The 25,898-nt window shown below is 67.6% G+C and carries 31 protein-coding genes; 5 read left to right on the forward strand and 26 right to left on the reverse strand.

What is annotated here, in order from left to right; genetic code table 11:
* Positions 1–6: 6 nt before the first annotated feature.
* The gene (locus MRBLWH10_RS07665) at positions 7–930 is read right to left on the reverse strand and encodes a tetratricopeptide repeat protein (RefSeq protein WP_341942229.1); all 924 of its coding nucleotides are present in this window, start codon (positions 928–930) and stop codon (positions 7–9) included.
* Positions 927–2,882, reverse strand: a complete 1,956-nt coding sequence (locus MRBLWH10_RS07670; RefSeq protein WP_341942230.1) for a glycosyl transferase — start codon at positions 2,880–2,882, stop codon at positions 927–929. Before MRBLWH10_RS07670 ends, MRBLWH10_RS07665 begins: the two co-directional genes overlap by 4 nt.
* Before the next feature lie 183 nt (positions 2,883–3,065).
* Between MRBLWH10_RS07670 and MRBLWH10_RS07675 the strand changes: the two genes are divergently transcribed.
* Positions 3,066–4,115 carry an AI-2E family transporter gene (locus tag MRBLWH10_RS07675; protein WP_341942231.1) on the forward strand — a complete coding sequence of 350 codons (1,050 nt, stop codon included), beginning with the start codon at positions 3,066–3,068 and terminating at the stop codon, positions 4,113–4,115.
* 7 nt (positions 4,116–4,122) lie between these two features.
* Here MRBLWH10_RS07675 and MRBLWH10_RS07680 read toward each other — a convergent pair whose 3' ends face one another.
* The 9 genes from MRBLWH10_RS07680 to rpsB form a co-directional block, all read right to left on the reverse strand.
* Positions 4,123–4,842: an alpha/beta hydrolase gene (locus MRBLWH10_RS07680; protein ID WP_341942232.1), complete on the reverse strand. Its 720-nt coding sequence runs from the start codon at positions 4,840–4,842 to the stop codon at positions 4,123–4,125.
* Positions 4,839–5,126: a hypothetical protein gene (locus MRBLWH10_RS07685; protein WP_341942233.1), complete on the reverse strand. Its 288-nt coding sequence runs from the start codon at positions 5,124–5,126 to the stop codon at positions 4,839–4,841. Before MRBLWH10_RS07685 ends, MRBLWH10_RS07680 begins: the two co-directional genes overlap by 4 nt.
* A 9-nt stretch (positions 5,127–5,135) precedes the next feature.
* Positions 5,136–5,804 carry a transglycosylase SLT domain-containing protein gene (locus tag MRBLWH10_RS07690; protein ID WP_341942234.1) on the reverse strand — a complete coding sequence of 223 codons (669 nt, stop codon included), beginning with the start codon at positions 5,802–5,804 and terminating at the stop codon, positions 5,136–5,138.
* A gap of 47 nt (positions 5,805–5,851) precedes the next feature.
* Complete coding sequence (locus tag MRBLWH10_RS07695) at positions 5,852–6,430, reverse strand: DivIVA domain-containing protein (RefSeq protein ID WP_341942235.1); 579 nt, start codon at positions 6,428–6,430, stop codon at positions 5,852–5,854.
* Complete coding sequence (locus tag MRBLWH10_RS07700; RefSeq protein ID WP_341942236.1) at positions 6,430–7,584, reverse strand: phosphatidate cytidylyltransferase; 1,155 nt, start codon at positions 7,582–7,584, stop codon at positions 6,430–6,432. Before MRBLWH10_RS07700 ends, MRBLWH10_RS07695 begins: the two co-directional genes overlap by 1 nt.
* A 6-nt stretch (positions 7,585–7,590) precedes the next feature.
* Positions 7,591–8,145, reverse strand: coding sequence for a ribosome recycling factor (gene frr / locus MRBLWH10_RS07705; protein ID WP_105673367.1), 555 nt, complete (start codon positions 8,143–8,145; stop codon positions 7,591–7,593).
* Between the two features lie 67 nt (positions 8,146–8,212).
* Positions 8,213–8,929, reverse strand: a complete 717-nt coding sequence (gene pyrH, locus MRBLWH10_RS07710; protein ID WP_105673366.1) for a UMP kinase — start codon at positions 8,927–8,929, stop codon at positions 8,213–8,215.
* A 91-nt stretch (positions 8,930–9,020) separates the two neighbouring features.
* Positions 9,021–9,848 carry a translation elongation factor Ts gene (tsf, locus tag MRBLWH10_RS07715; protein ID WP_223586472.1) on the reverse strand — a complete coding sequence of 276 codons (828 nt, stop codon included), beginning with the start codon at positions 9,846–9,848 and terminating at the stop codon, positions 9,021–9,023.
* Between the two features lie 50 nt (positions 9,849–9,898).
* Positions 9,899–10,810, reverse strand: coding sequence for a 30S ribosomal protein S2 (gene rpsB, locus MRBLWH10_RS07720; RefSeq protein ID WP_223586473.1), 912 nt, complete (start codon positions 10,808–10,810; stop codon positions 9,899–9,901).
* Positions 10,811–11,571: 761 nt separating this feature from the next.
* Between rpsB and MRBLWH10_RS07725 the strand changes: the two genes are divergently transcribed.
* On the forward strand, positions 11,572–11,952 hold the full coding sequence (locus MRBLWH10_RS07725) for a M23 family metallopeptidase (RefSeq protein WP_341942237.1): 381 nt from the start codon (positions 11,572–11,574) through the stop codon (positions 11,950–11,952).
* A 69-nt stretch (positions 11,953–12,021) separates the two neighbouring features.
* On the opposite strand, the gene MRBLWH10_RS07730 is transcribed toward MRBLWH10_RS07725, so the two are convergent.
* The 9 genes from MRBLWH10_RS07730 to MRBLWH10_RS07770 all read right to left on the reverse strand — a co-directional run bounded on the left by MRBLWH10_RS07730 (position 12,022) and on the right by MRBLWH10_RS07770 (position 19,225).
* Positions 12,022–12,924: a tyrosine recombinase XerC gene (locus MRBLWH10_RS07730; protein ID WP_341942576.1), complete on the reverse strand. Its 903-nt coding sequence runs from the start codon at positions 12,922–12,924 to the stop codon at positions 12,022–12,024.
* A 237-nt stretch (positions 12,925–13,161) separates the two neighbouring features.
* Complete coding sequence (dprA, locus tag MRBLWH10_RS07735; RefSeq protein ID WP_341942577.1) at positions 13,162–14,337, reverse strand: DNA-processing protein DprA; 1,176 nt, start codon at positions 14,335–14,337, stop codon at positions 13,162–13,164.
* On the reverse strand, positions 14,337–15,866 hold the full coding sequence (locus tag MRBLWH10_RS07740) for a YifB family Mg chelatase-like AAA ATPase (RefSeq protein WP_341942238.1): 1,530 nt from the start codon (positions 15,864–15,866) through the stop codon (positions 14,337–14,339). The genes dprA and MRBLWH10_RS07740 overlap by 1 nt, the downstream gene beginning before the upstream one ends.
* Complete coding sequence (locus MRBLWH10_RS07745) at positions 15,863–16,225, reverse strand: YraN family protein (protein ID WP_341942239.1); 363 nt, start codon at positions 16,223–16,225, stop codon at positions 15,863–15,865. The genes MRBLWH10_RS07740 and MRBLWH10_RS07745 overlap by 4 nt, the downstream gene beginning before the upstream one ends.
* Before the next feature lie 99 nt (positions 16,226–16,324).
* The gene (locus MRBLWH10_RS07750; RefSeq protein WP_017204525.1) at positions 16,325–16,651 is read right to left on the reverse strand and encodes a DUF2469 family protein; all 327 of its coding nucleotides are present in this window, start codon (positions 16,649–16,651) and stop codon (positions 16,325–16,327) included.
* Positions 16,652–16,712: 61 nt separating this feature from the next.
* Entirely contained in the window at positions 16,713–17,372 is a 660-nt protein-coding gene (locus tag MRBLWH10_RS07755; protein ID WP_105673360.1) for a ribonuclease HII, read from the reverse strand.
* A complete protein-coding gene (gene lepB, locus MRBLWH10_RS07760) occupies positions 17,369–18,103 on the reverse strand; it encodes a signal peptidase I (RefSeq protein ID WP_341942240.1) in 735 nt (244 codons plus the stop codon). The genes MRBLWH10_RS07755 and lepB overlap by 4 nt, the downstream gene beginning before the upstream one ends.
* Positions 18,104–18,221: 118 nt before the next feature.
* On the reverse strand, positions 18,222–18,569 hold the full coding sequence (gene rplS / locus MRBLWH10_RS07765; RefSeq protein ID WP_105673383.1) for a 50S ribosomal protein L19: 348 nt from the start codon (positions 18,567–18,569) through the stop codon (positions 18,222–18,224).
* Positions 18,570–18,736: 167 nt separating this feature from the next.
* Entirely contained in the window at positions 18,737–19,225 is a 489-nt protein-coding gene (locus tag MRBLWH10_RS07770) for an MFS transporter permease (RefSeq protein WP_105673382.1), read from the reverse strand.
* Positions 19,226–19,334: 109 nt separating this feature from the next.
* Between MRBLWH10_RS07770 and map the strand changes: the two genes are divergently transcribed.
* Positions 19,335–20,117, forward strand: coding sequence for a type I methionyl aminopeptidase (gene map / locus MRBLWH10_RS07775; RefSeq protein ID WP_105673358.1), 783 nt, complete (start codon positions 19,335–19,337; stop codon positions 20,115–20,117).
* A 78-nt stretch (positions 20,118–20,195) separates the two neighbouring features.
* On the opposite strand, the gene MRBLWH10_RS07780 is transcribed toward map, so the two are convergent.
* Positions 20,196–20,933, reverse strand: a complete 738-nt coding sequence (locus MRBLWH10_RS07780; RefSeq protein WP_341942241.1) for a class I SAM-dependent methyltransferase — start codon at positions 20,931–20,933, stop codon at positions 20,196–20,198.
* Between the two features lie 81 nt (positions 20,934–21,014).
* Between MRBLWH10_RS07780 and MRBLWH10_RS07785 the strand changes: the two genes are divergently transcribed.
* The gene (locus MRBLWH10_RS07785; RefSeq protein ID WP_341942242.1) at positions 21,015–21,587 is read left to right on the forward strand and encodes a histidine phosphatase family protein; all 573 of its coding nucleotides are present in this window, start codon (positions 21,015–21,017) and stop codon (positions 21,585–21,587) included.
* On the opposite strand, the gene trmD is transcribed toward MRBLWH10_RS07785, so the two are convergent.
* Genes trmD through rpsP form a run of 4 tightly spaced genes read right to left on the reverse strand, consistent with a single transcriptional unit; the run spans position 21,584 to position 23,559 of the window.
* On the reverse strand, positions 21,584–22,279 hold the full coding sequence (gene trmD, locus MRBLWH10_RS07790; protein ID WP_105673380.1) for a tRNA (guanosine(37)-N1)-methyltransferase TrmD: 696 nt from the start codon (positions 22,277–22,279) through the stop codon (positions 21,584–21,586). The genes MRBLWH10_RS07785 and trmD overlap by 4 nt on opposite strands.
* Before the next feature lie 11 nt (positions 22,280–22,290).
* Positions 22,291–22,902, reverse strand: coding sequence for a ribosome maturation factor RimM (gene rimM / locus MRBLWH10_RS07795; protein ID WP_341942243.1), 612 nt, complete (start codon positions 22,900–22,902; stop codon positions 22,291–22,293).
* A complete protein-coding gene (locus MRBLWH10_RS07800; RefSeq protein ID WP_105673355.1) occupies positions 22,886–23,116 on the reverse strand; it encodes an RNA-binding protein in 231 nt (76 codons plus the stop codon). The genes rimM and MRBLWH10_RS07800 overlap by 17 nt, the downstream gene beginning before the upstream one ends.
* A gap of 5 nt (positions 23,117–23,121) precedes the next feature.
* Positions 23,122–23,559: a 30S ribosomal protein S16 gene (gene rpsP, locus MRBLWH10_RS07805; RefSeq protein WP_105673354.1), complete on the reverse strand. Its 438-nt coding sequence runs from the start codon at positions 23,557–23,559 to the stop codon at positions 23,122–23,124.
* Between the two features lie 209 nt (positions 23,560–23,768).
* On the opposite strand from rpsP, the gene MRBLWH10_RS07810 reads away from it, so the two are divergent.
* Positions 23,769–24,917 (forward strand): glutamate--cysteine ligase, encoded by a 1,149-nt coding sequence (locus tag MRBLWH10_RS07810; protein ID WP_341942244.1) that lies wholly within the window; start codon positions 23,769–23,771, stop codon positions 24,915–24,917.
* Between the two features lie 2 nt (positions 24,918–24,919).
* Here MRBLWH10_RS07810 and MRBLWH10_RS07815 read toward each other — a convergent pair whose 3' ends face one another.
* Positions 24,920–25,891: a sugar-binding domain-containing protein gene (locus tag MRBLWH10_RS07815; protein WP_105673353.1), complete on the reverse strand. Its 972-nt coding sequence runs from the start codon at positions 25,889–25,891 to the stop codon at positions 24,920–24,922.
* Between the last annotated feature and the right edge of the window lie 7 nt (positions 25,892–25,898).

The following is a 25,898-nucleotide window of genomic DNA, read 5'->3' on the forward strand; positions in this document are numbered from 1 at the left end:
CATCGATCAGAACAGCAGCGAGGTCAGCCGGTTGCGTGCAGCGCCGACGCGGGGGTCAGCGGCCCCGATGAGACCGAAGAGCTCGACGAGGCGCTCCCTCACGGCGGTGCGCTCGTCGGACGGCAGCTTCTCGAAGAGATCGAGCAGTCGCCCGAACGCGTCGTCGATGTGTCCGCCTGCGAGATCGAGATCGGCGACATCGAACTGCGCCTGCACGTCGAGCGGACCTGCGGCCGCCGCCGCACGAGCAGCCTGGAGGTCGAGAGACTGCACGCGATCGAGAAGACGCACCTGGCCGAGACCGGCGATCGCCTCCTCATCGCGAGGGTTCTCCGCGAGCGCCTTCTCGTAGGCCACGATCGCGGCGGCGTAGTCGCCCGCCTCGATCGCGGCGTAGGCCTCGGCATGCAGCGGGGGCAGCGGCAGCTCTTCGGGCTCGGCAGCGGGCTCCGCGCCCTCTCCCACCGTGAGCGTGCCGGTGACGCCGTTCTGCGCGGCGAGCTGCAGCAGCTGGGCGAACACGTCCCGCACCTGCTGCTCCGGCACCGCACCGGTGAACATCGGCACGGGCTGACCGGCGATGACCGCCACGACCATGGGGATCGACTGCGCGCGGAACCCCTGCGCAAGCTGGGGGTTCGCGTCGACATCGACCTTGGCGAGCAGCACGCGGCCGTTCAGCTCGCGGGTCACCTTCTCGATGATCGGGCTGAGCTGCTTGCAGGGACCGCACCACTCCGCCCAGAGGTCAACGACGACGGGGACGGTGCGAGAGATCTCGAGGATCTCGCCGAAGGACTCGTCGGTGGCGTCGACGACGAGGTCGGTCACGCCGGGCGCGGGGGCTCCCTGCGCGGGGGCAGCGGGGCGGTTGCGGAGCGTCGAGAGGTCGACGGCGCCGCGAAGGGCTGCGGGCGAGATCTCGCTCACTTGATCACCTCGACGGAGAGAAGGTCCTGCCGCACGGCGAGGAGACGGATCTGCTCCGTCGACCCCTGCGCCGGAACGGCGAAGAACAGCTGGAACTCGTACTTCGTGGCCACGCCCTTGGCGGACTCGGTGACTCCGGTCAGGGCCTTCGCCTCGGGGTTCTTCTCGAACCGGATCACGGCCTCCGCCGACGTCGGAGTGACCGTCTGCGTGTCGATCAGGGAGACCGCGACGATCGCTCCGCTGTCGAGGGTCGTCATCGAGACCGGGGGCGAATCCGACGGGACGATGTCGAAGGCGGTCTGCGAGGTCTCGGCGGCGTTGTTGGCGGCGAGGTTGTCCACCACGGCCTGCCGGCTGTCGCGGATGGAGGTCGCGTACTTGAGCGCCAGTTCATCGAATGCGCCGTAGGACGCGCTCTGCTCGTTCGCATCGACCACGTCGGCGAACGCCGCGGCGAGCTTACCCGGAGCCAGGCTGAGGAACGCGGAATCGTCCGGGACGAGCGAGGTGCCGAGCCACGGGGCGACGACCTCAGGGAACACCGAGTCCGCCGACATCTCCGCGATGTTGGTGACCTTGTAGTTCGACCACGGGTCCTGCTGCGTCATGGTGAGGATGACGGGCGGCACGGTCTCGTCGCCCTTGCTCTTCGACAGCAGGAGCACGGTGCGCGGCCAGCGATCGGTCGCCTCGGGAAGCACGACCTCGACGTCATCGGTGGGGATGACCGCCGGGACGGGAGTCTCGGGGATCGCGGCGCGCAGTGCGTAGTCCGTCGCGCGCGTCGCCAGCGCGGCGCCGTCGAGACGGGTCTTCGCGAGCTCGATGTCCATCGCGGAGTCGGCATCAGCCACGGTCGACGAGATGCTCTCGAGGATCCGCTTCGCCTGCGCCTCCGTGACAGCCGGTGGCTTCTGGTTCTCCGGGGCAATCACGGTCGGCGTCGGAGTAGGGGTGGGCGTGGATGCCCCGAGCTGCGGCCACGAGTCGGCGGTGCACCCGGTCGCCAGGACAGCTGTGACCGCGAGAGCGGGAAGGGCGAGCGCCCAGCGGCGGCGAGCCGGTCGCGCGCTCCGCATCTCGGTCTTCGGCGGCGCGGACTCCGGATCGTCCTCCTTCGGCGCCTCCGGCGTCTCTGCGGCGTCTGCGGCGGCGGGCGTGGACGAGGATTCGATCACTGCACGCTCGGCAGCGGGCAGCGCGGCCACGTCGATGGGCTCGGTCACCGGGAGCGGGCCGGGACCCTTGCGGCGCGGACCACGTCCGCGGCGCTGGTGACGGATCGCGAGGATGTAGAGGACGAGGCCGACGAGCAGGACGAGCACACCGGCGGCGACGAGGGGGCCCGCGAGCGGCGTGGAGGTGTCCAGCGGCCAGGAGACCTTGATGTCGTCGGGTGCGTTCTTCGTGCCGTCGTAGGCGATCAGCATGCTGACACCGTCGGGCAGCTGCATCTTGTCGGCGATCAGGGTGTCGGCGTTGGTGAAGGAGTCGAGCCAGAGGTCGGATCCGGCGGGGTTGTGCCCGCCGGTCGTCGCATCGGTCGATCCGTCATCGGCGGCCGGCGTCTCGGTGGGTGCCGGCGTCGAGCCGTCGCCGGTTCCGGGATCCGCAGCATCCGACGTCTCCGCCTCGACGAGCTTCACGTTCAACGCGCCGCTCTTGCCGACGGTGACGTGGTTGTACGAGGTGTCGGCGAGCCAGGCCTTCATGTCTGCCGTGCGACCGTACGCGGCGAAGATGTCTCCGCCTCCCTGCACGATCAGCGTCTGCATACCTGGGTGCTGGCGCAGCACGTCACCATCCAGCATCACGAACGGAGCGGGCTCCTCGACCTTGACCGTCGTCTGCTGCGAGTCCGGACCCAGGAAGATGGTTCGCTGTGCGATGCCCGCACCGATCAGAACCGTGGCCAGCACGAAGGCCACGACGGCCCATACGAAACGCACGAATAGTCTCCTCACGCGCCTCGGACATCCGTCCGAATCGCAACACTCGACGTTCCAGACTAGCGAAAGCTCCTGTGTGTTGCCCACGAGGGCGTCGACGGGCCGGCTCCACGGCACGTCGGGAGCGTCTGGAAGGGCTCTGCTCGATAGCCTTGCTTCAGCCGATTCGCCCGAGGAGCTCCGATGAAGATCCACAACCCGTTCCGCACCGCCCTCGTGGCGACGCTCGGCGTGGGTCTGGGCGTGATGCTCATCGGCAGCCTGCAGAATCTGTCGACGATCCTGCTCTACGTCGGCACCGCACTGTTCCTCAGCCTCGGCCTCGACCCGCTCGTGTCCTTCCTCGAGCGGCGCCGTCTCCCCCGCTGGCTCGCCGTCCTCGTGACGATCCTGGCCGTGCTCGGCGTCTTCGCCGGTATCGTCCTGATCGTCTTGCCGGTGCTGGTCGATCAGATCTCCGAGCTCGTCGCGCAGATCACGGCCATCGTGCAGCGCAGCAACCTGATCGACGACACGCGGGACTGGATCGTCGCCACCTTCCCGAATCTGGATGTGGACAAGGTCTTCAGCTACCTGGAGGACTGGCTCAACACGAACCTCACGGAGATCGGTCAGGGCGTGATCGCCGCGAGCGGGGCGATCCTCAGCGGCCTCTTCGGCGCCTTCATCGTGCTGATCCTGACCATCTACCTCACCGCGTCGACCCCGTCGCTCAAGCGGGCGGTCTACCAGCTCGCCCCCGCGTCGAAGCGCGAGCGCTTCATCGACCTCGCCGAGCAGATCACGGACTCCGTGGGGTACTACGTCATGGGTCAGGTCGCGCAGGGCGCGATCAACGGCGTGCTCAGCATGATCTTCCTCTCGATCATCCAGGCGCCGTTCACCGCGGTCCTCGCCGTCGTCGCCTTCTTCTTCTCTCTCATCCCGCTCGTCGGCACGCTGACGGGATCGACGATCATCGTGCTGGCGTGCCTGATCCCCGGCCTCGGCTCCCCCGCGACCGCGATCGCCGCAGCCATCTACTACCTCATCTACATGCAGATCGAGGCGTACATCATCTCGCCGCGCATCATGAGTCGGGCGGTATCGGTCCCCGGTGCGGTGGTGGTCGTCGCCGCTCTCGCCGGTGGAAGCCTCCTGGGCCTGCTCGGCGCTCTCATCGCTATCCCTGTGGCCGCGAGCGTCCTGATCATCTACCGGCAGGTGCTGATCCCCCGGATGAACGAACGCTGATCCGTCGTCAGTCCGTCGGCCAGTGCGTGGCCAGCGGAAGCGCGGAAGGATTGACGGCCGCGACGATCTCGGTGAGGACCCGTCTCGTCTGGCTCTCCCCCACCCAGAGGTGCTTGCCGCCTTCGACGGCGATCAGCCGGGCATGAGGGATCGACGCGAATCGATCCGCTGCCTCTTTCGGGCGCAGATAGTCGTCGAGTTCCGGAACGAGGATGACCACCTCGTGATCGGTCTCCGCCCATGCGGCCACCTCCGCCTCGGTGGCGCGGTGCAGCGGCGGGGACAGCAGGACGATGCCTTCGATATCGTGCTCTCGGCCGTACTTGAGGGCGAGCTCGGTGCCGAATGACCAGCCGACCAGCCAGGGCCGGGGAAGAGCGCGCTCGCGGACGAAGTCCATCGCGGCCGCGACGTCGAACTGCTCGGCCGCTCCGCCGTCGAACGCGCCGTCGCTCGTTCCCCTGGGCGACGTCGTCCCGCGCGTGTTGAAACGCAGCACCCCGAGGTCCGCGAGCGCAGGGAGGCGGGCGGCCGCCTTCCGGAGGATGTGGGAGTCCATGAAACCGCCGGCCGTCGGGAGCGGATGCAGCGTCACCAGCGTCGCGACAGGCGCATGCGCCTCGGGAAGAGCCAGCTCGCCGACGAGAGTGAGACCGTCCGCCGTCTGCAGGACGATGTCCTCACGCGCCGCCGGAAGCTCCAGGGGGCCACGGATCTCGATGGTCATCCAATCCTCCAGCAGTGCGAATGCCAATGACGGCGCGCAGCGAGGTCGGCGGCATCGCCGAGCACCCCGTCCGCGCGCCAGGCCACGAGATGAGCCGTCCCCGCCTCGACGGAGCGACCGCATCCGGGGCAGATGTAGTCCTTCAGAGCCTGGGCGCCCGAGACCGGCTGCACGGTCCACTCGACGCCACGGCGCACCTCAGTGCGCTTCCAGGAGGAGAGCAGACGATCCAGGGAGTCCTCGGTGTCAGGGCGCGCCGGACGGCGTTTCCGTGAGCGGGCCATGACCCGAGCTCACCACCAGTGGTTCTTCGACCAGAACGCCTGCGCGCCGGCCCAGCTGCCGTAGCGGCCGGTCGCGTAACCGGTCGCCCAGCGCAGGTTGTCCACCGGGTCGTAGCCGTTGCCCGGGACCTTGCTGCACGGGAGAGCCTGGACGAGTCCGCAGGCACCCGAGCTCCTGTTGGTCGCGTTGGGATTCCATCCGCTCTCGCGGGAGACGATGTAGTCGACGTATCCCCAGTCGCCTTCGGAGATCCCTGCGGCCGACATCCACTCGGCGGGAGCCCCGCCGCCCGTGTAGAAGAGCGGTCCGCCGCCCCCTCCGCCACCCGTCGAGGCCGGCTTCGCCGTCGCCGTCGGGGTCGGCTTCGGGGTCACATAGACCGAGAAGGTGCCGCGCTCGATCGGAGCGATCGTCGCACCCTCGACCGTGACGGTGAGGTTCTGCGTGTCGACCAGAGCGGCCGAGAACGCCGATTCGGTCGCAGCCTCTGCGGGCGGATCGGCCAGCGCAATACCGGTCGGCGCGACCATGGCGCCCGCGAATCCGACGACCGCGAGAGCGGCGACGATACCTGCCGCCCGACGTCCGCGGGTTCCCGTGCGCGACGACAACGCCGTGGATGCCGGAGCAGCCTTCACGTCGTTTCGTTCGGAGATCATGTCTTTTCGGGAGTTCACGATGCGTCGAAGTCTACCGGTCATCTCTGAGACGGGCCTCTGAACTCTCAGCGAACGGCCAGGATGACGTCGACCGTCGCATCGATGAGCGCATCCACCTGCTCTTCGCGGTACCCGCCGCGCTGCATGCGGAAGGCGGCAGAGCGCAGCTGCTCGGCCGTGAGCGCCTCACCGTCGCGAAGGTAGCGGACGATGCGTGCGGCGACGTGGTCCACCTCGTCGATCCGGTAGCCGAACGTGAGCACACCGGTTCGAGCGAAGCGATGACGCTTGCGCCGCGCCAGATGATCCAGGATCACCTGGGCCTCCTCGCGGGCCTGCTCGACCCAGACGCCCGCTCCCTGAGAGCGCACGACCCTGTCGCGCTCGCGTCCGGCGAGGGCGTCCTCGACACGACCGAGAGCCGCGTCGACCTCCGCCACCACGTAGCCGTTCTTCACCAGGGGGAAGGACGCGATGCGGACATCCGCCGCGGTCAGGTCACCGCCGCCCTCGAACGCCGTGCGAGCCGCAGACAGGAACGTGTCGACGGCAGCGCGGTGGTACCCGCGGGTCCGTCCACTGACGAGAGAGAACGCCGGCGGAGCCTCGGTCTTGTCGAGAGCGAGAGAATCTTCTGAAGCCATCACAGCACCACCCAGGGAGAGAGAAGGAAGTAGAGGCACAGGGCGGGGATCGTCGACGGCAGGATGCTGTCGAGGCGATCGAGCAGCCCCCCGTGCCCAGGCAGCCAGGAGCTCATGTCCTTGATGCCGATGTCACGCTTGAGCATGCTCTCGGCGAGATCGCCGAGAGTGGCCGACAGCAGGATCGCGACTCCGAAGATCGCTCCGGCCCACCACGGCAGCTCGAGGAGGAACAGCGCGAGGAGCACGCCGGCAGTGATCGACGCGACGACGGCCCCGGCGAATCCCTCCCAGGTCTTCTTGGGGCTGATCCTGGGGGCCATCGGGTGCTTACCGAAGGCCAGGCCGGCAGCGTAAGCTCCCGTGTCGGCCGCGACGGCGATCGCGATGAAGCTCAGCACCCACCACTGTCCACCCTCCTGACGGAGCAGGATCAGCGCCACTGCAGCGAGGAAGGGCACATAGATCTGGACGAATCCGCCGATGACGGCATCCGAGAGGACATCCCCGTAGGTGCGCCCGTCCTTCTCGACCATCTGCGCGACAAGTCGCCACACGATCACGAAGGCCACGGCGAGGAAGAGCATCACCCAGACGAGCCAGATCTCGACGAAGTACGCAGGACCGACCAGCAGAGCCGCAGCGATGAGCTGCGGTGCCAGATCGATCCGTCGACCGGCACCACGCAGCGCGAGCGTGACCTCGTACACCCCGAGAAGGGCGGCGGCCAGCGCCAGCGGCACGAAGTAGACCTTGTCGAACAGAAGGGAGGCGAGCAGGGCTGCGCCGAACGCGAGGCCGATCCCGATCGCGAGGATCAGGTCCCGACCGGTGCGCTGCTTGATCCGCTCATTGCGCTGCTTGATCCGCTCGTTCGCCTGATCGAGCTGGTCACGAGCATGGGAGACGTGGCTGCCCAGCTCATCGCGAGCCGCTCTCCACTGCTCCCGGATCGCGTTGTGCTCCCCCGTGCTCAGAAGAGCATCGGACTGGGCGGGAGCGGGCAGCGAGGGTCGCGGCGGGATGCTCGATGCGTCGAAGGCCGGAAAGGCCTCATCGGCCAGCGGAACGCCGCCCGACGGGGTCGCCGAACCGCGCGCCTCTCGGCGCCCCGGCGGCGTGCCGTCGACGGCCTCGCGCGAATCGTCGGACATGTCCGATCACACCTCGAGGAGCTCAGCCTCTTTGCGCTTGAGAGCGTCGTCGATCAGATCGACGTGCTGGCGCGTGAGTGCGTCGAGTTCCTTCTCGCCTCGAGCGATCTCGTCTTCGCCGAGCTCGCTCTTCAGGGCGTCCAGCTCGTCCTTGGCCTTGCGACGGATGCCGCGGACGTGGACCTTCGCGTCCTCGCCCTTGGCCTTCACGAGCTTGACGTACTCCTTGCGACGGTCAGCCGTCAGCTCGGGCATCGTCACGCGCACGATGTTGCCGTCGTTGGTCGGGTTGGCGCCGAGGTTCGGCATGTCCCTGATCGCCTGCTCGATGGCCTTCAGCGCGGACTTGTCGTACGGCGTGATGATGAGCGAACGCGCCTCGGGGTTCGCGAGCGAGGCGAGCTGAGCGAGCGGGGTCGGCGTGCCGTAGTAGTCCACCAGCACCTTCTGGAACATCTGGGGGTTCGCACGTCCCGTACGGACCGTGGCGAAGTCCTCCTTGGCGGCATCGACGGCGCGCGTCATGCGAGAGGTGGTTTCAGCGAGGACATCCGCGATCACGGTGACTCCTATCGTCGGGGTGTTCTGAAAATTCTATCGGTCGCGGGCTCTGAGCCCGCTGAGGCGCTCAGGCGGTGACGAGAGTGCCGATGGGCTCGCCGAGCAGCGCACGAGTCACGTTGCCCGCGGGCTCCATGCCGAAGACGCGCATGTCCATGTTGTTGTCCATGCACAGGCTGAACGCCGTGGAGTCGACGACCTTCAGGCCGCGCTGCAGCGCGTCGCGGTAGGTGACCCGCTCGATGCGCTCGGCATCGGCATGCTTGTTCGGGTCGGCGGTGTAGATCGCGTCGACGCCGTTCTTGGCGACGAGGACCTCCTGGGCGCCGATCTCGAGCGCGCGCTGAGCGGCGACCGTGTCGGTCGAGAAGTAGGGCAGGCCTGCCCCTGCACCGAAGATCACGACGCGGCCCTTCTCCATGTGCCGCTCCGCGCGCAGCGGGATGTACGGCTCAGCGACCTGGGTCATCGAGATCGCGGACTGGACGCGGGTGGGTGCGCCTGCCTGCTCGAGGAAGTCCTGCAGGGCGAGGGCGTTCATGACGGTGCCGAGCATGCCCATGTAGTCCGCACGACCACGGTCCATACCGCGCTGGCTGAGTTCGGCGCCGCGGAAGAAGTTGCCTCCACCCACGACGATCGCGATCTCGACGCGATCGACGGCGGCCGCGATGTCACGGGCGATCTGGCTGACGACGTCGGGGTTGACGCCCAGCTGACCGGCGCCGAAGGCCTCACCGGAGAGTTTCAGAAGGACGCGGCGGCGTCCGGTGCGTTCGGTCATGGGTGTTGTCCTCTCGTCCCGATTCAAGATAGTGCCTCTTGGGCATGAAGAAGGGGTTCGGATCGAGACGATCCGAACCCCTTCGACGGTGCTACGCGCCGACCTTGAAGCGCGCGAAGTCCGTCACGGTGATACCGGCGTCCTTCGCCACCTGGGCGACAGAGAGCTTGTTGTCCTTCGCGTAGTCCTGCTCGAGCAGGGCGACCTGCTTGATGAACGCGGACACACGGCCTTCGACGATCTTCGGCAGAGCCGCCTCGGGCTTGCCCTCGTTGCGGGAGATCTCGGTGACGATCTCACGCTCCTTCTCGACGGCGTCGGCCGGGACGTCCTCGCGGGAGAGGTACGACGGGTTGGCGAACGAGATGTGCTGCGCGATGCTGCGAGCGGTCTCCGCGTCGTCACCCGAGTAGGCGACGACGACGCCGATCTGCGGCGGCAGGTCCTTGCTCGTGCGGTGCAGGTAGACCTCGACCTTGTCGCCCGAGATGGTGCGGACGCGACGGAGCTCGACCTTCTCGCCGATGATCGCAGCCTCTTCCGAGATGATCGTCTCGACGTTCTTCTCGCCGGCCTGAGCGGCCAGAGCCGCCTCGACCGAGTCCGCCTTGACAGCGGCAGCAGCGTCGGCGACCTTGTCGGCGAGGGCGATGAAACGCTCGTTCTTCGCGACGAAGTCGGTCTCGCAGGCGAGCTCGATGAGCGTCACAGCGCCATCCTGCTCGCGGGCGACGATGAGGCCCTCGCTGGTGGAGCGGTCGGCGCGCTTCGCGTTGCCCTTGGCACCCTTCAGGCGCAGGATCTCGGTGGCCTTCTCGACGTCTCCGTCAGCCTCCTCGAGCGCCTTCTTGGTGTCGACCATTCCCGTTCCGAGCTGCTCACGCAGCGCCTTGAGGTCGGCGATGGTGAAGTTGGCCATGTGTGGTGGCTCCTTGCTTCGTAGGTGTGTGTGCGTGGTGTTCGCGTGGATTACTTGGAGTCTGCTGCCTCGGCGGCGGCGACCTCTGCGGTCTCCTCGCCGGACTCGACCGCGACGGCCTCGTCGTGCGCCTCGGCGCCGGCCTCGTCGGCTGCAGCGACCGCGGGGGCCTCGACGAGCTCGGCGGCGTCAGCCGGAGTCTCCTCGGCCGGGGTCTCGAGAAGCTCGCGCTCCCAGTCCGCGAGCGGCTCGGCGTCACCGGTCTCCGGGTTGTGCTTCTGCTGGAGGCCCTCGGCAGCTGCATCCGCGATGATGCGGGTGAGCAGCGAGACGGAGCGGATCGCGTCGTCGTTACCGGGGATCGGGTACTGGAAGTCGTCCGGGTCCGCGTTGGTGTCGAGGATGCCGATCACCGGGATGCCGAGCTTCTTGGCCTCGTCGATGGCGAGGTGCTCGCGCTTGGCGTCGACGACCCAGAGCGCGGACGGCGTCTTGGTGAGGTTGCGGATACCGCCGAGCGACTTGTGCAGCTTGTCGAGCTCGCGCTTCTTGAGGAGGAGCTCCTTCTTCGTGAAGCCCGAAGCGGCCGGGTTCTCGTAGTCAAGCTCCTCGAGCTCCTTCATGCGAGCGAGACGCTTCGCGATGGTGGAGAAGTTGGTGAGGAGTCCACCGAGCCAGCGCTGGTTGACGTAGGGCTGGCCGACGCGGGTGGCCTGCTCTGCGAGGATCTCCTGCGCCTGCTTCTTGGTGCCGACGAAGAGGATGGTGCCGCCGTGAGCGACGGTCTCCTTGACGAAGTCGTACGCCTTGTCGATGTAGCCCAGCGACTGCTGCAGGTCGATGATGTGGATGCCGCTGCGCTCGGTGAGGATGAAGCGCTTCACCTTCGGGTTCCACCGGCGGGTCTGGTGTCCGAAGTGCACGCCGCTGTCGAGCAGCTGGCGGATGGTGACCACAGCCATGGTCGTCTCCTTGTTCTGGCGCGGTTCTGCGCCGTTGAGGTTATCGCCGATCGGATGATCGGACTGCCTGGTGCCCGACACACGCCCGCCACCTCTTGCGAGATGGACCTGTGGGAGTGGATGCCACGACCTCCGCAGAAATGCAGTGGTCGCTCAGGGCACGCGTAGTCACCTCGATTTCGAGGTGCCCCTTCAGCATACAGGATGCCGTCGCCTCCATTCCTCCTTCACAACGGCAGACCCGAAGCCACTTCTCCCCCGCTTCCGTCCGGTACGCGATCTGCATCGCAGCGTCTCTGTCCGTGCGGGGCAGTATGACGCTCATGCGCACACTGGAACGTCTCGGCACCGGCATTCTCCTCATCGCTCTCCTCCTGCTCTCGCACATGCCTGCGGACGGCGCGCTCGCGTCAGCGGACCGAGCGTTCACGCCTGCGCGAGCCGTCTTCACGCCGGTCAGCGGATCCCTCCTGTCTGCCAATGGAACGGTCTCGCCCGGGAGCGGGATCCTCACGACAGGGATCCTCACGCCTACAGTCCAAGTCGTCGCGTCTGTAAACGGGATCCTCACACCTGCGAGCCAAGCCGACGTGTCTGCGAGCGGGACCCTCACACCTGCAAGCCAAGCCGTCGCGTCAGCGAGCGGCACCCTCACACCTGCAAGCCAAGCCGTCGCGTCAGCGAGCGGGGCCTTCGTTTCAGCAGGGGATCCGGACGGCGACTATCCGCGGTGGGCGTGGCCGCTCGACGGGGCGCACGAGGTGACCGCTCCCTATCGCGCCCCCGCGCATGAGTACGGCCCTGGCCACCGGGGTATCGATCTGGCCTCCGCACCCGGCTCTGTCGTTCACGCACCGGCAGACGGCGTCGTGGCGTTCCGCGGGATCGTCGTCGACCGCGCCCTGCTCACGATCGAGCATCCCGGCGGCTACGTGTCGACCTTCGAGCCGCTGACGTCAGACCTGTCTCCCGGAGACGTCGTGTCGGCAGGCCAGCCGATCGGGACCGTCGCGATCGGCGGGCACGCGTTCGCAGGCACACTGCACCTCGGAGTTCGGCTCGGCGGCGCCTACATCAATCCGATGCTTCTCTTCGGAGACGTGCCCAGGGCGGTGCTGCTTCCGTGCTGCGCCCCACTCTAGGCCGGGGCGGCCCGCCGCACACGGTCGAGATTGCGTCGGAGAAAGGCAGCCGCTCACGCGCTGGCATGCTCATGCACGGGGATGCGCCAGACGATACGTCGCCGTCAGACGTTCGGCCGACACGTGGGTGTAGATCTGGGTCGTGCCGAGACTGGCGTGCCCGAGGATCTCCTGCACCGCGCGGAGGTCCGCTCCCCCGTCGAGCAGGTGAGTGGCGGCCGTGTGCCTGAGTGCATGTGGCCCCACGGTCTCCGCCCCGACGAACGGGGCGAGCGCGTCGGCGACCAGCGAGTACACGGCTCGGGCACCGACGCGAGCCCCACGAGCCCCGAGGAACACCGCGGGCGTTGCGGTCTCGGCTCGTGCACGGAGCGACGGACGCGCTCGGGTGAGGTAGCCGGCGACCGCGATGCGCGCCGGCACCCCGAACGGAACCACCCTCTCCTTCGCACCCTTTCCGAGAACACGGGCGGTGCCGCGGTCGAGATCGAGATCATCGATGTCGAGTCCGCACAATTCTGAGACGCGGATTCCTGCTCCGTACAGGAGCTCCAGGATCGCGTGGTCTCGCAGCGCGATCGGATCTCCGTCAACCGCCGCGGCCCGTTTCGTTTCGAGAAGTTCGCGCATCGCGTCCTGGGAGGCCACTGTCGGCAGCGTTCGCCCACGCTTGGGCGCGACGAGGCGAAGGCTCGGATCGTGATCGATCAGCTCCTGCTCGAGCGCCCACGTGAAAAACGAACGGGCTGCCGCCGCACGCCGTGCGAGCGTCGATCGCGCATCACCTCTCTGCGTGGCTTTCCAGAGCCAGTCGCGCAGCACCTCGAGATCGACCGCCGCGAGATCGGCGCCGTCGAACGAATCACCGAGGTCACGCAGGTCCGACCGATAGGCGCGCACCGTCGCCGGCGACAGCCGCCGCACCTGCTGCAGATGCTCGGTGAACGCCTCCGCCGCCGCCGCGAACTCCATGGCTACAGCTTGCCCCGCCCTACATCCATCACCGCTCAGCCTCGCCGCTTCGGCGTCATGCTCACCACGGCTCACCCCGCCGCTTCAGCCTCATGTTCCTCCCGCCGCTTCGGCCTGACGCTCACCACGGCTCACTCTGGCCGCTTCGGCGTGATGCTGACAGATGTGCCGTCGATGCTGTCAGAGATGAGGCGCTCTCGAGATCGCGCCGCGCCCATCGCTGCGGTCGGAGATCTCTTATCCCCCGTCGCGTGTCGGTGTTCGTCGCCATCCGTCGTCTCTGCGATCAACCACGGACTCGACTTCGAGAAGGCCGAGAAGGGCATTGACCTTCTCCGGCGCCAAACCGCTCCGTCGCGCGAGCTCCTGCGTCGAGACGCGCGAGCGGGTCGACAGGGCGTCGAGCAGCCTCGTCAGTTCAGGGTCGGTGACATTCGCACTCTGGTCGCGAACGGGCTCACCCCACAGTTCTCGGATCTCCGCTGTCGTCGTGACGCAGCGTGCGTCGTACTCGCGAAGCAGACGATGGCAGCCCGCTGACGCCGCGGAGGTGACCGGCCCGGGGACCGCACCGAGCGGACGCCCGAGGGACGCCGCGTGCCCGGCCGTGTTGAGCGAGCCACTTCTCCACCCCGCCTCGATGACCACCGTGGCCTGGCCGAGCGCCGCGATCAGCCTGTTCCTGCTCAGGAACCTCCACTTGGACGGCGCCGTACCGCAGGGAACCTCGCTGACCACCGCGCCACTCCTGGCGATCGCCCCCAACAACTCCTGATGTCCCTGCGGATAGGCCCGATCCACACCGCCTGCCAGCAGCGCAACGGTCGCCCCGCCGACACCGAGCGCTGCCCGATGAGCCGCTCCGTCAATTCCGTACGCGCCGCCCGAGACGATCACGACTCCGCTCGCTGCGAGATCCCCTGCGAACTCCGACGCGAGCAACTCTCCATAGGTGCTCGATGCCCTGGCGCCGACGATCGACACACGAGGCGACGCAGTGAGGACGGCAGCATCCCCGCGCACCCACAGCATCGTCGGTGCATGGTGCCCGAGGTCATCGAGGGACTCAGGCCAGAGGCCGTCGCCGGGGAGGAGCAGGGTCGCCGCGACGTGCTCCGCGTCAGTCACGGCGCTGCGGACGGCATCTACAGAGGCACGAGGACGCCATCTGCCGAGTGCGTCTCTGAGCGCGCGCGACCGTCTCTGATAGGCGAGGGAGCCCCCGTCGTCGGCGAAGGCGAATCGGAGCGCCTCCTCTGCACCCAGTTCCGCGATCAGAGCTCCGGCGACGGCATCGCCCGGTTCGACGAGCACATTCCACGCGACACGGGCCGCGACTTCCGCGATGTCATCGTCGGGGCGCGCCCGCCGAAGGGCCTTCACGAGCGCCTCGTCCTGACGCAGAGCATCCATCACGACGCGCCGCCTCTCTTGAGCACCAGCGCTCGCCCGACCTCGTCGAGCCCTGGTCGCTCGCGGCCTTCGAGGTCTGCCATGGTCCAGGCGAGCCGCAGCACGCGGTCGTACCCTCGAAGTGTCAGGGCGCCGCGTTCCAGGGCGCGCTCCAACGGCACCCGTGCAGCCTGATCGATCCGCTGCGATGTCTGGCGGAGCCAAGTTCCGGGAACATCGCCGTTCAGACGCCATGGCGTGCCCTTCAGCCGAGCGGCCGCCCGCTCCCTTCCTTCGATGACACGCTGCTGCGCCTCCGCCGACGACAGTGCGGATCGCCCAGCGGACATCGCCCGCGAGGTTGCGACGCGCGCCACGGGCAGATCGATGTCGATCCTGTCCCGGAGGGGACCGGAGAGTCGCGTCGCATACCGTCGAATGGCCATGGACGGGCATACGCACTCCGCCCCTCGCACACCGTAGTTGCCGCAGGGGCAGGGATTCATCGCGAGGAGCAGTTGGAACCGCGCGGGGAAGTGAGCGGTGAAGCCGGCGCGGTGCACGTCGATCTTCCCTGACTCCAGCGGCTGTCTCAACGCATCCAACGCGACCCTGGAGAACTCCGCCGCTTCGTCGAGGAACAACACCCCGCGGTGCGCACGGACGATCGCCCCCGGGCGCACGGCACGGGACCCTCCGCCCACGAGCGCGGTGACCGATGCGCTGTGGTGCGGTGCCTCCAGCGGAGCTCTGTGGTCGAGCACTGCGACGGAGCCGCCGGTCAGAGACCTGATCGATGCGACCTCCAATGCCTCGCCCTCCGTCAACCTCGGGAGTATCCCCGGCAGTCTTCGGGCGAGCATCGTCTTTCCCGCGCCGGGAGGACCGCTCAACAGCATGTGGTGGCCTCCAGTGGCCGCGACGATGAGCGCCGTCACCGCTTCGTCCTGGCCCACCACGTCCGCCAGATCACCGTGAGCCTCGGGTTCGACGGAAGGAGCCGCGGCGGGCACGGGATCGACCTCCGGAACCACCACATCGGCTCCGTGCCAGACGGCGACCTCCGCCAGCGAGCGAGCGGCACGCACATCGATGCCCGGCACGAGACGAGCTTCGTCGGCATTCGCATGAGGGACGATCACCTGGTCGAAGCCGGCGCGTGCCGCCGCGAACACGGCGGGCAGCACCCCTGGCACCGGTCTCACCCGACCATCCAGGCCGAGTTCGCCGATGTGCACCGTGCGGGAGATCGACCTCTGCTGCACCGCTCCCCCTGCAGCCAGCGCCGATACGGCGATCGCCAGGTCGAATCCCGATCCGTGCTTGGGAAGACTCGCGGGTGACAGGTTCACGGTGAGTCGTCGGCGCGGAAGGTCGAGCTCCGCGTTCTTGCACGCATTGTGGACGCGCTGGACCGCCTCACCCAGGGCCTTGTCGGGGAGGCCGATGATCTTGAACTCCGGCGTCTGATTCGAGAGGTCTGCCTCGACCTCGACCAGATGCCCGTCGACCCCCGACAACGCGACCGCCCAGGTCCGCGCCGTCGTCATGACAGATCCTTCAGGTGTTCGAGCTGTCCGGCATCCGGATCGGGTCCGATCACGCCGATCGCGTCGAGCCGGACCGTCCTTCCCCGAACCTGATCGGAGTGCCGCTCCATCCAGGCATGTGCGAGCTGCCAGAGCCTACGTCGTTTTCGTGCGTCTATCGCCTCGAACGGATGGCCGAACGCCGTCGACCGACGGGTCTTGACCTCGACGATCGCGAGCACCTGGCCCTGCGCGGCGACGATGTCGATCTCGCCCTGCGGACATCGCCAGTTCCGGTCGAGTATCTCGTACCCGTGGTCGATCAGATAGCGGGTCGCCCGCTCTTCCCCCGCTGCGCCGAGGTCGTCTTTCGCTGCCATGTCGACAGCCTGCCGATCCGCCTCAGGAGGAGCGCGGGCGCACTCTCACCATTCCGCGAATCGGTGGACAACTCGCCGAGGATCGCCTCTTGGGGACGGCTACTCGCCGTCGAGGGAGAGCTCCTGCGGAAGTTCGAACTCCCGACGCTGCAGCTCTTCGACGTTGACGTCCTTGAACGTGAGGACGCGCACGGCCTTCACGAAGCGATCAGCGCGGTAGATGTCCCACACCCAGACATCGCTCATCGAGATCTCGAAGTAGAAGTCGTGCTCGGTGTCACGACGGACGACGTTCACCTCGTTCGCCAGGTAGAACCGGCGCTCCGTTTCGACGACGTACTGGAACTGGGAGACGACGTCCCGGTACTCGCGGAACAGCGCCAGCTCGAGTTCGCGGTCGTAGTCGTCGAATGCTTCCTCATCCATGATGTGTCCATCCTAGAGTCGTGCGCACCACCGCGCGGCACGGAGCCGCTCAGAACGCGGATCAGAACAGCGTGGGAGCGTCCGTGATCGCCCACGATGCACGGTGATGAGGAGACAGTCCCCGTGCGCGGATCGCATCGCGATGCTCGGGGCTGGCATAGCCCTTGTTCCTGTCCCATTGGTAGTCGGGATGCGAGAGATGCAGCTCGGCCATGTGCGTGTCTCTCGCGACCTTCGCGATCACCGATGCCGCCGACACCGATGCGCAGTCGCGGTCGGCCTTCACCTGGGAGCGCACGCGGAGCGGCACCGGGTGCACCCGAGAGACGTAGTCATGGTTCCCGTCGAGCAGCACGAGAGCGCTCTCGATAGCGACGCCCTGATCCACTACGCTCTGCACCGCTCGTGACGCCGCAAGCCCCAGCGCCCTCATGATCCCGACTTCGTCGATCTCCGCCGCACTGGCCCAGCCGACACCGGATGCACGCACCCAGGCCGCGGCGCGCGCTGCGACGTCCGGACGACGCTTCTCGGTGACGAGCTTTGAATCACGCAGGCCTTCGGGAACGCGGCGACGTGCACCAGCCGCATCCATCACGGCCGCTCCGACGGCGACCGGTCCCGCGAGTGCGCCCCTGCCCACCTCGTCGAGCGAGATGATCAGCTCGCACTCGCTCAGGAGCTTCCGTTCGAGGGTGAGCTTGGGTGCGACGACGGTCATTCCGGATCCGGCACGCCGTTGAAGGTGTCGTGGTGGCCGTCGATCGTCCCGAAGCGGTTCAGGGGCCAGGTCGTGAGGAACGCCTTGCCCACGACGTTCGCGAGAGGCACGAAGCCTCCGCTCGGGAGATCCTGATGCTCACGGGAATCGCGCGAGCGATCGCGGTTGTCTCCCAGCAGCCAGAGGGAATCCTTCGGAACCACCACGTCGAAGGGCGCGTTGGAGGCGGCTGTGTCCCCCTGCGGGAGGTTCAGATAGGACAGCTCGTCGATGGGGGTGCCGTTGATGGTGATCTGGCCGAGCGCGTTGCAGCACACGACGTGATCGCCGGGGAGCCCGATGATCCTCTTGACCAGATGATCCTGCGAGTCGGTCGCGGAGATGCCGACGAGGTTGAGAACCCAGTCCACCGCCTGCACGAGCGGCGGCGCCGCCGGGGTCTGCGGCTGCGGGTCGAGCCAGCCGCCCGGGTCCTTGAACACCACGACGTCACCGCGGTCGTATCCCGTCCAGTGCGGGGTGAGCTCGTCGACCAGGATGCGGTCGTTGACCATGAGCGTCTGCTCCATGGACGCCGACGGGATGTAGAAGGAGCGCACGACGAAGGTCTTCACGACGAAGGACACCAGCGCGGCGATCAGCACGATCACCAGAACGTCGCGCAGGAAGATGAGGAACCCGCGGCGCCGCTTGACGGGTGGCGTGGACGCGGTGGCGGGCTCAGTCGTCATCAAGGTTCCTTCACAGTCTCGCACCGCTCTGAGACGGCACTACCAAGGGTCGCACATCCGGCGCAAAACACAGCACCCCGGAACATCGTGTCCCGGGGTGCTGTGGAGAACCTGCGCGTCAGTTGTCGCGCTTCTCCTTGATCTTCGCCTTCTTGCCGCGCAGCTGGCGGAGGTAGTAGAGCTTCGCGCGACGCACGTCACCGCGGGTGACGACCTCGATGTGGTCGATCACCGGGGAGTGCACCGGGAAGGTGCGCTCGACGCCCACCTGGAAGCTGATCTTGCGGACCGTGAAGGTCTCGCGCACGCCGTCGCCCTGGCGGCCGATGACGACGCCCTTGAAGACCTGGACGCGAGAGCGGGTGCCCTCGGTGATGTTCACGTGGACGTTGACGGTGTCTCCGGGGTTGAAGACCGGGATGTCGGAACGGAGCGAAGCCGCATCGACGGCGTCGAGGATCTGCATGATCGTCTCTTTCTGCACTCGCCTCAGGTCGGTTGCATGTTTTCAAAGGAACAAGAACGGATGTGCATCGTACGGCGCTTGCGCGTCCGCGGGTTCCCCTGAGGCAGAACCGGTCACGGCACAAACATCCATTCTGCCATGGATGCGTGCCGCGGCCAAAACGAGGATCAGTCGCGGGGGTCGGTCTCCCGCACGACGATGACCTCGTGCACGGTGGTCTGCGGCGCGGGCTCGTCCGGCGCGGGAACCGTCGACCACGAGATGGTCTCCCGGAGACGGGCGCCGCTGCCCTTCGCCTCGCTCCAGAGCTGCCACAGCTGGAGCCAGACGAGCGCGATGCCCACGATGATGGCGCCGGCCAGCAACCAACCGAATGCGCCCTCGATGAAGCAGCCGACCGCGATGGTGAGCGCATGCCAGAGCGTGAAACCGGCGACGTCCCACCAGGACACCGCCCGTTCGATGCGGACCGACGGGCGAGAGCGCGTGAGCAGCGTGAGGAGAAGCTGCCCGACGAAGACCGAGGGCACCGCGATGAACAGCACCCAGAGCATCCCCCACCCCGCGTGGAAGACGATCCCCCCGATGACCAGCCAGAGCGGGAGCAGGAAGGCAGCCGGAAGCAGCCACCGGAAGAACGCCTGACGCAACCACATGTTCAGATCGTACGACGCGCGGCCCACCCTCACCCCGGTGTTCGCTGTGAGCGCGCGGATCTCCGCGGCCGCCGCATCAGGGAGAATGGAGTGGACGAGAGGACACCCCATGATCGAACTGCGCACCCCTGCCGAGATCGACGAGATGCGCGCAGCCGGGCGATTCGTCGCCGAGACCCTGGCGACCCTGCGCGACGAGACGAAGGTCGGCACGAACCTCCTCTCGATCGACCGTCGCGCACACGACATGATCCGCAAGGCCGGCGCCGAGTCCTGCTACATCGACTACCACCCTTCGTTCGGAGCGAGTCCGTTCGGCAAGGTCATCTGCACCTCGGTGAACGACGCGGTCCTGCACGGACTCCCCCACGACTACACGATTCGCGACGGGGACCTCGTGTCGCTCGACTTCGCCGTGTCCGTGGACGGCTGGGTCGCCGATTCGGCGGTGTCGTTCGTCGTCGGCACACCGCGCGACGAGGACCTCCGCCTCATCGAGACCACGGAACGCGCGCTGGACGCGGCGATCCAGGCCGCTGTCGTCGGCAACCGCATCGGCGACATCTCTGCGGCCATCGCCGCCGTGTCACACGGCGAGGGCTACTCGATCAACACCGATTTCGGCGGCCACGGGGTCGGACGCATCATGCACGGCGACCCGCATGTGCCCAACGACGGGCGAGCCGGTCGTGGCTTCCCGCTGCGCGCGGGACTCGTGTTCGCACTGGAGCCGTGGCTGCTCGCCACCACGGACGAGCTGATCACGGACCCCGACGGCTGGACGCTGCGCAGCGTGGACGGCTCTCGGGGTTCGCACTCGGAGCACACCGTCGCGGTCACCGAGGACGGTCCGATCATCCTCACCGACCGCTCCTTCCTCGGCGTCGACTGACTCAGCCGCCGAGTCGCGTCGGCTTCCACGACGCGACGGGCCCCCACACGCCGTCGTTCGGGCGAAGAGGACAGTCCCTCAGGCGCGACGGTACAGGTACACGTCCGTGAGATGCGGCAGATCGAGTTCCGCGCGCCCTGCGGTGTCGACATGCTCATCGAGCACACGATGGACGTCGGCCAGCATCTCCGCGCGTCGCGGCTCATCGGCGACGAGGAAACTGCTCACCGTGGTCCATCGACCGATGTAGTCGTCCCGTGAGATGACCTCCCGCCAGGTGAGCTCCTCGTGGCGGAAGAAGCGGAATCCGGGAAGCTCCTCCGCGGCGGCGCGCGTGGTGTCGTCTGACGCACCGACGGCCGGGTGCACGATTCGATGGCACGAACGGTCCCAGGCGCATGCAGGATCGGCGCGGTTCCAGATCAGCGCCATCGCGCCTCCGGGAGCGAGTACCCGGGTGATCTCGGCGCACGCCGGCTCGCGATCGAACCAGTGGAACGCCTGAGCGACGGAGACGGCGTCTGCGGCCCCATCCTCCAGCGGAATCCGCTCCGCGGTGCCACTCAGGGCGGTCACCTCGGGCAGCTTGGCGTGCAGCACGTCGAGCATGGCGGTCGACGGCTCGACGGCGACCACACGATCGGCGCGCCCGATCAGCAGTTCGGTGAACTTGCCGGTGCCCGCTCCGAGGTCGAGTATCGTTCCCACCCTGTCGGGGGCGAGGAGCTCGACCGCCCCGACAGGGAACCCTGGTCGGTACCTCTCGTACTCCGACCCGATCCCCTCGAAGGAGCGCGCCAGGGTTTCATCGACCATGACTCGACGCTATCAGCGCAGGGCGCGCCCGGATCGACACGGCTGTGCCATATTGAGTGCATGATTCCCCAGGATCGTCACGTGCCCGACCGCGTGTACCTGGTGCGCCACGGGCAGACGATCTGGAATCTCGAGCACCGCCTCCAAGGGCAGCTCGACTCCCCTCTCACCGTCGACGGCGTGCGTCAGGCCGCGTCCACGGCCCTGCGGGTCAGCGCTGTCGGCATCACGACGATCTGCAGCAGTCCTCTCGGCAGAGCCGTGCACACGGCGGGCATCATCGCCGAAGTCCTCGGAGCGCGCGTCGTGGAGATCGACGAACTCGCGGAGCTGCACCACGGCGAGATGGCGGGGATGACGTGGGACGAGATAGACCTCGCATTCCCGACCGCCCGTGAGGAGCGCGCCGAGAACCGCTACGGCTGGGCGTTCCCCGGCGGCGAGAGCTACGCACAGGTCCGTGCGCGGGCGCGTCGAGCTCTCTCGGCATGCGGGTGGGCTGCTGAGGGTGCACCGCTGATCGTGAGTCACGAGATGATCGGACGGATGCTGCGTGCGGAGCTGCGCGGGCTGGATTCCTCGACGGCCCTGGGCCTCCGGCATCCGCCCGGCGTGGTCTTCGAGATCGACCACGGTGCGGAGAGGATGCTCTAGTCGTCCTGCTCCGACAGGAGGTCGGGTCGGCGCCGAGCGGTGCGCTCGAGCTGCTGCTCGCGGCGCCAGGTCGCGATCGCCGCATGGTTGCCGCTGAGCAGCACGTCCGGCACAGCGCGATCGCGCCACATGGACGGCTTCGTATAGGAGGGGTACTCGAGCAGCCCGTCCTCGTGGGACTCCTCGACGAGGCTCTCGGGGTTGCCGACCACTCCGGGGATCAGTCGACCGATCGCCTCGATCATCGCCATCGTGGCGACCTCTCCGCCGTTGAGGACGTAGTCCCCGAGGCTGATGAGGCGCACCTCGCCGACGGTGTCCGCGTACTCGAAGACGCGCTCGTCGATGCCCTCGTAGCGTCCGCACCCGAAGATCAGGTGCTCGCGCGTCGCGAGATCCCTCGCAGTCGCCTGGGTGAAGACCTCGCCCGCCGGGGACGGGAAGATGATCGTCGGCCGTTCGGATGCCGTGGCGAGCTCGTCGAGTGCGACGCCCCAGGGCTCGGGCTTCATCACCATCCCGGCGCCGCCGCCATACGGTGTGTCATCGACGGTGCGGTGACGGTCGTACGTCCAGTCGCGGAGGTCTCGGACGTTCAGATCGAGGATCCCGGCGTCCTGCGCCTTGCCGAGCAGCGACAGCGTGAGCCCGTCGAAGTACGACGGGAAGATGGAGAGGACGTCGATGCGCACGGCGGCCGCGATCACTCGGCCGCGTCTGCGGCGGCGTCCTCTTCCGAACCTGCGGCATCCGGCAGCTCCTCGAAGAGGCCGGCAGGAGGGGTCACGATGACCTTGCCCGCCGCCACATCGACGGTCGGCACGATGGCCTCGACGAACGGCACCATGATCTCCTGGTCGCCGGCCTTGACGATCAGCAGGTCCTGCGCGGGGAAGTGCTCGATGCGAGCGACCTTCCCGACGACGACGTCATCGCGGACGACATCGAGGCCCACGAGCTGCTGGTCGAACCAGGCGTTCTCCTCGACCTCGGACGTGTCCTGGTCGATCCAGAGGATCGCACGGACGAGTCCTTCGGCGGCGGACCGGTCCTCGACATCGTCGAGGAACACGACGGGGTTGCCGTTCATCACGCGGTACTCGCGGACGGTGACGGTCTTGCCGTGCCACGGAGATGCCTCTGGCACCTGCAACGTGAACTCGGCTCCCGTGACGAATCGACGCTCGGGATTGTCGGTGTACAGCTCCAGCTTGAGCGCGCCCTTCAGGCCGTGGGCCTTGACGAGGCGGCCGACGCGAAGCTGGTTCTTGCCCTGATTGCGGTCCTTCTGCACCACGTCAGTCGTCCGCGACATCGACACGGACACGACGCCCGTCCGCCAGAGCGGAGATGAGGGTGCGAAGTGCCTTCGCGGTGCGGCCGCCGCGCCCGATCACGCGTCCACGGTCGTCGGGATGCACACGCACCTCGAGCAGATCGCCTCGCGGCGAGGTGGATGCGGTGATGTGCACATCTTCGGGGTGATCGACGATCCCCTTGACGATGTGTTCGAGCGCGGCGGCGAGCACGACGATTACTCTGCGTCGGCGGCGGGGGCCTCAGCGGCCTCCGCGTCGGCCTCGACGGCGGCGGGAGCCTCCGCAGCGGGAGCCTCCTTCTTCTCCGCCTTCGGCTTCACGACGGACTTCTTGGACGCGTCGATCTCGAACGCGGCCTTGGGCTCGGCGACCCGAAGGGTGGACTTCGCGTCCTTGTCGCCCTTGAACTTGCCCCAGTCGCCCGTGATCTTGAGGAGGGCGGTGACCTGCTCGGTCGGCTGAGCGCCGACGGAGAGCCAGTACTGGGCACGCTCGGAGTCGACCTCGATGAACGAGGGCTCCTCGGTGGGGTGGTACTTGCCGATCTCCTCGATCACACGACCGTCGCGCTTGGTGCGCGAGTCGGCGACGACAATGCGGTAGTAGGGCGCACGGATCTTGCCCAGGCGCTTGAGACGAATCTTGACAGCCACGATTCTCCTGAATTGTGTGGAAGGAAACGAACCGATCGCCTGGAGAGTGGGGTGCACACCCGGCGGAAGCTCTGAAAGGGTGGATGAGTGCTGGATAGAGGGTCGAGCACGTCGTCCAAACCTCTATTCTGCCAGATGCGGGCTCCTGGCGCGAAACGTGGCGACACGGGGGTTGCCGTGTCGCGAGAGCTGCGTGCGAGACTGTGCTCGTGAAGCTCGAATTCGCTCCATCCGCCAGGTCCACCGTCGGCCTGGAATGGGAGATCATGCTCGCCGATCCGGTGAGCGGCGACCTCGTCGGCCGCGCCCCCGAGCTGCTCGCCGCGCTGGAAGCGGAGAGCGCCGATGAGCGCCACACCGTCACCGGCGAGCTGCTCACCAACACGATCGAGGTGACCAGCGGCGTCGGCACGTCGGTCGCGCACGCGGTGGACGACATCGCGAAGGCGATCGCCGCGGTCCGCGCGGCGACGGACCCGGCGGGCATCGAACTGCTCTCGGCGGGGAGCCATCCGTTCGCGCAGTGGTACGAGCAGCAGGTCACCGACAAGACCCGCTATCACAAGCTCATCGAGCGCACCCAGTGGTGGGGCCGCAACATGATGATCTGGGGCATCCATGTGCACGTGGGCGTCGAAGATCACCGCAAGGTCTTCCCCATCATCAACGCTCTCGCCGGCTTCCTCCCGCATCTCCAGGCTCTGGCCGCGTCCAGCCCGTTCTGGGCGGGCGAGAGCACGGGGTACGCCTCCAACCGCGCTCTCGTCTTTCAGCAGCTCCCCACCGCGGGTCTCCCCTGGCCTCTGCACGACTGGTCGCAGTTCGAGGGGTACCTCGACGACATGATCCGCACCGGCGTGATGGCCGACGCCTCCGAAGTGCGCTGGGACATCAGGCCCGCGCCGCGCTGGGGCACCATCGAAGTGCGCGCATGCGACGGGATGTCGACCCTTCCCGAGCTCGCCGCCGTGGCGTCTCTGGTTCAAGTCCTCGTCGAGCACTTCTCGCGCGAGCTCGACGAAGGACGCACTCTGCCCGAGCTCCCCGCCTGGTACCACCGTGAGAACAAGTGGCGAGCGGCTCGGTACGGGCTCGATGCGCGCGTGATCGTCGATGCCGACGGCATCCAGCGTCCCGTCAGGGACCACCTCGCCGAGACGCTCGAGCAGCTCGCACCGGTGGCGCACGATCTGGGGTGCGCGAAGGAGTACGCGAGCATCGGCACGATCCTGGCCGACGGCGCAAGCCACGCGCGGCAGCTGGCGGTCGCGGATGCCGCAGGTGGCGATCTGTCGGCGGTCGTGCAGCACCTGATCCGCGAGTTCCGCTCAGGGCCGGAGACGTCGACCCACGACTGACCTCAGTCCTCGACGAGCTGGCGGGCGAGCCCCTCGTCGAGGACGACATCGGTGACGAGGTCGGCCGCGATCGCCGATCTCAGGCTGACCAGCTTCGGGATGCCTGAGACGACGCAGACCCGTCGGGGAACGCGACGGAGCCGATCGAGTCCGGGGCCCGTGGCCCTCGCGTTGACCCGGATGTCGCGCCATGACCCGTCCGCACGGAAGAAGACCGTCGCGACGTCGCCGATCGCGTGATCCTCCCGAAGACTCCGGTAGTCGTCCCGGCTCAGATACCCGCCGACGTAGACCCGGCTGGGCACCTCCGCGGCCGGGGAGCCGAGGCTGAAGACCGCGATGTCCATCTTCGCCTGCAGATCGAGCACGCGCCGGGTGCTCCTCTCCCGCCACATCGCCTCACGCGTCGACGGATCGTCGAAGAAAGCGGGAACGGGGAACTGCTGGACCTGCGCGCCGAATGCGCTCCCGAACCTCTGCAGGATGTCGCTCGAGTACTCGACGCCGCTGGTCTGGGTGTTGCCCGCGCCGTTGAGCTGCACGAACGTGGTGTTGTGCGTCTCCTTCTGCGTCAGTCCACGACTCACCGCGCTGATGGTCGACCCCCAGGCGACGCCGATGATCATGTTCGAGTCCACGAACTGCGAGAGCAGCCGCCCCGCGGTGAGGGCCACGCGCTCCAGCCGCTCCACCTCGCTGACGATCTCGGGCATCGGGACCACGTGCGCCGCGACGTGATGGCGGTCGCGGATGCGCTGCTCCAGCATGCCCAGGCGTTCGAGCGGGGAGTTGATGCGGATGTCGACCAGTCCGCTCTCCCTCGCGAAGCTCAGCAGCCGTGACACGGACGACCTGGAGGTGCCCAGCTCCTGGGCGATGACCTCCATCGTCTTGTCCTGCATGTAGTAGAGCTGCGCCGCGGTGAGCGCGGCGATCAGCTTCGAATCGCGTGAATGCGCGTCTGCCTGTGCCATCACGACC

The organism is Microbacterium sp. LWH10-1.2 (genome assembly GCF_038397765.1).
Classification (GTDB): domain Bacteria; phylum Actinomycetota; class Actinomycetes; order Actinomycetales; family Microbacteriaceae; genus Microbacterium; species Microbacterium natoriense.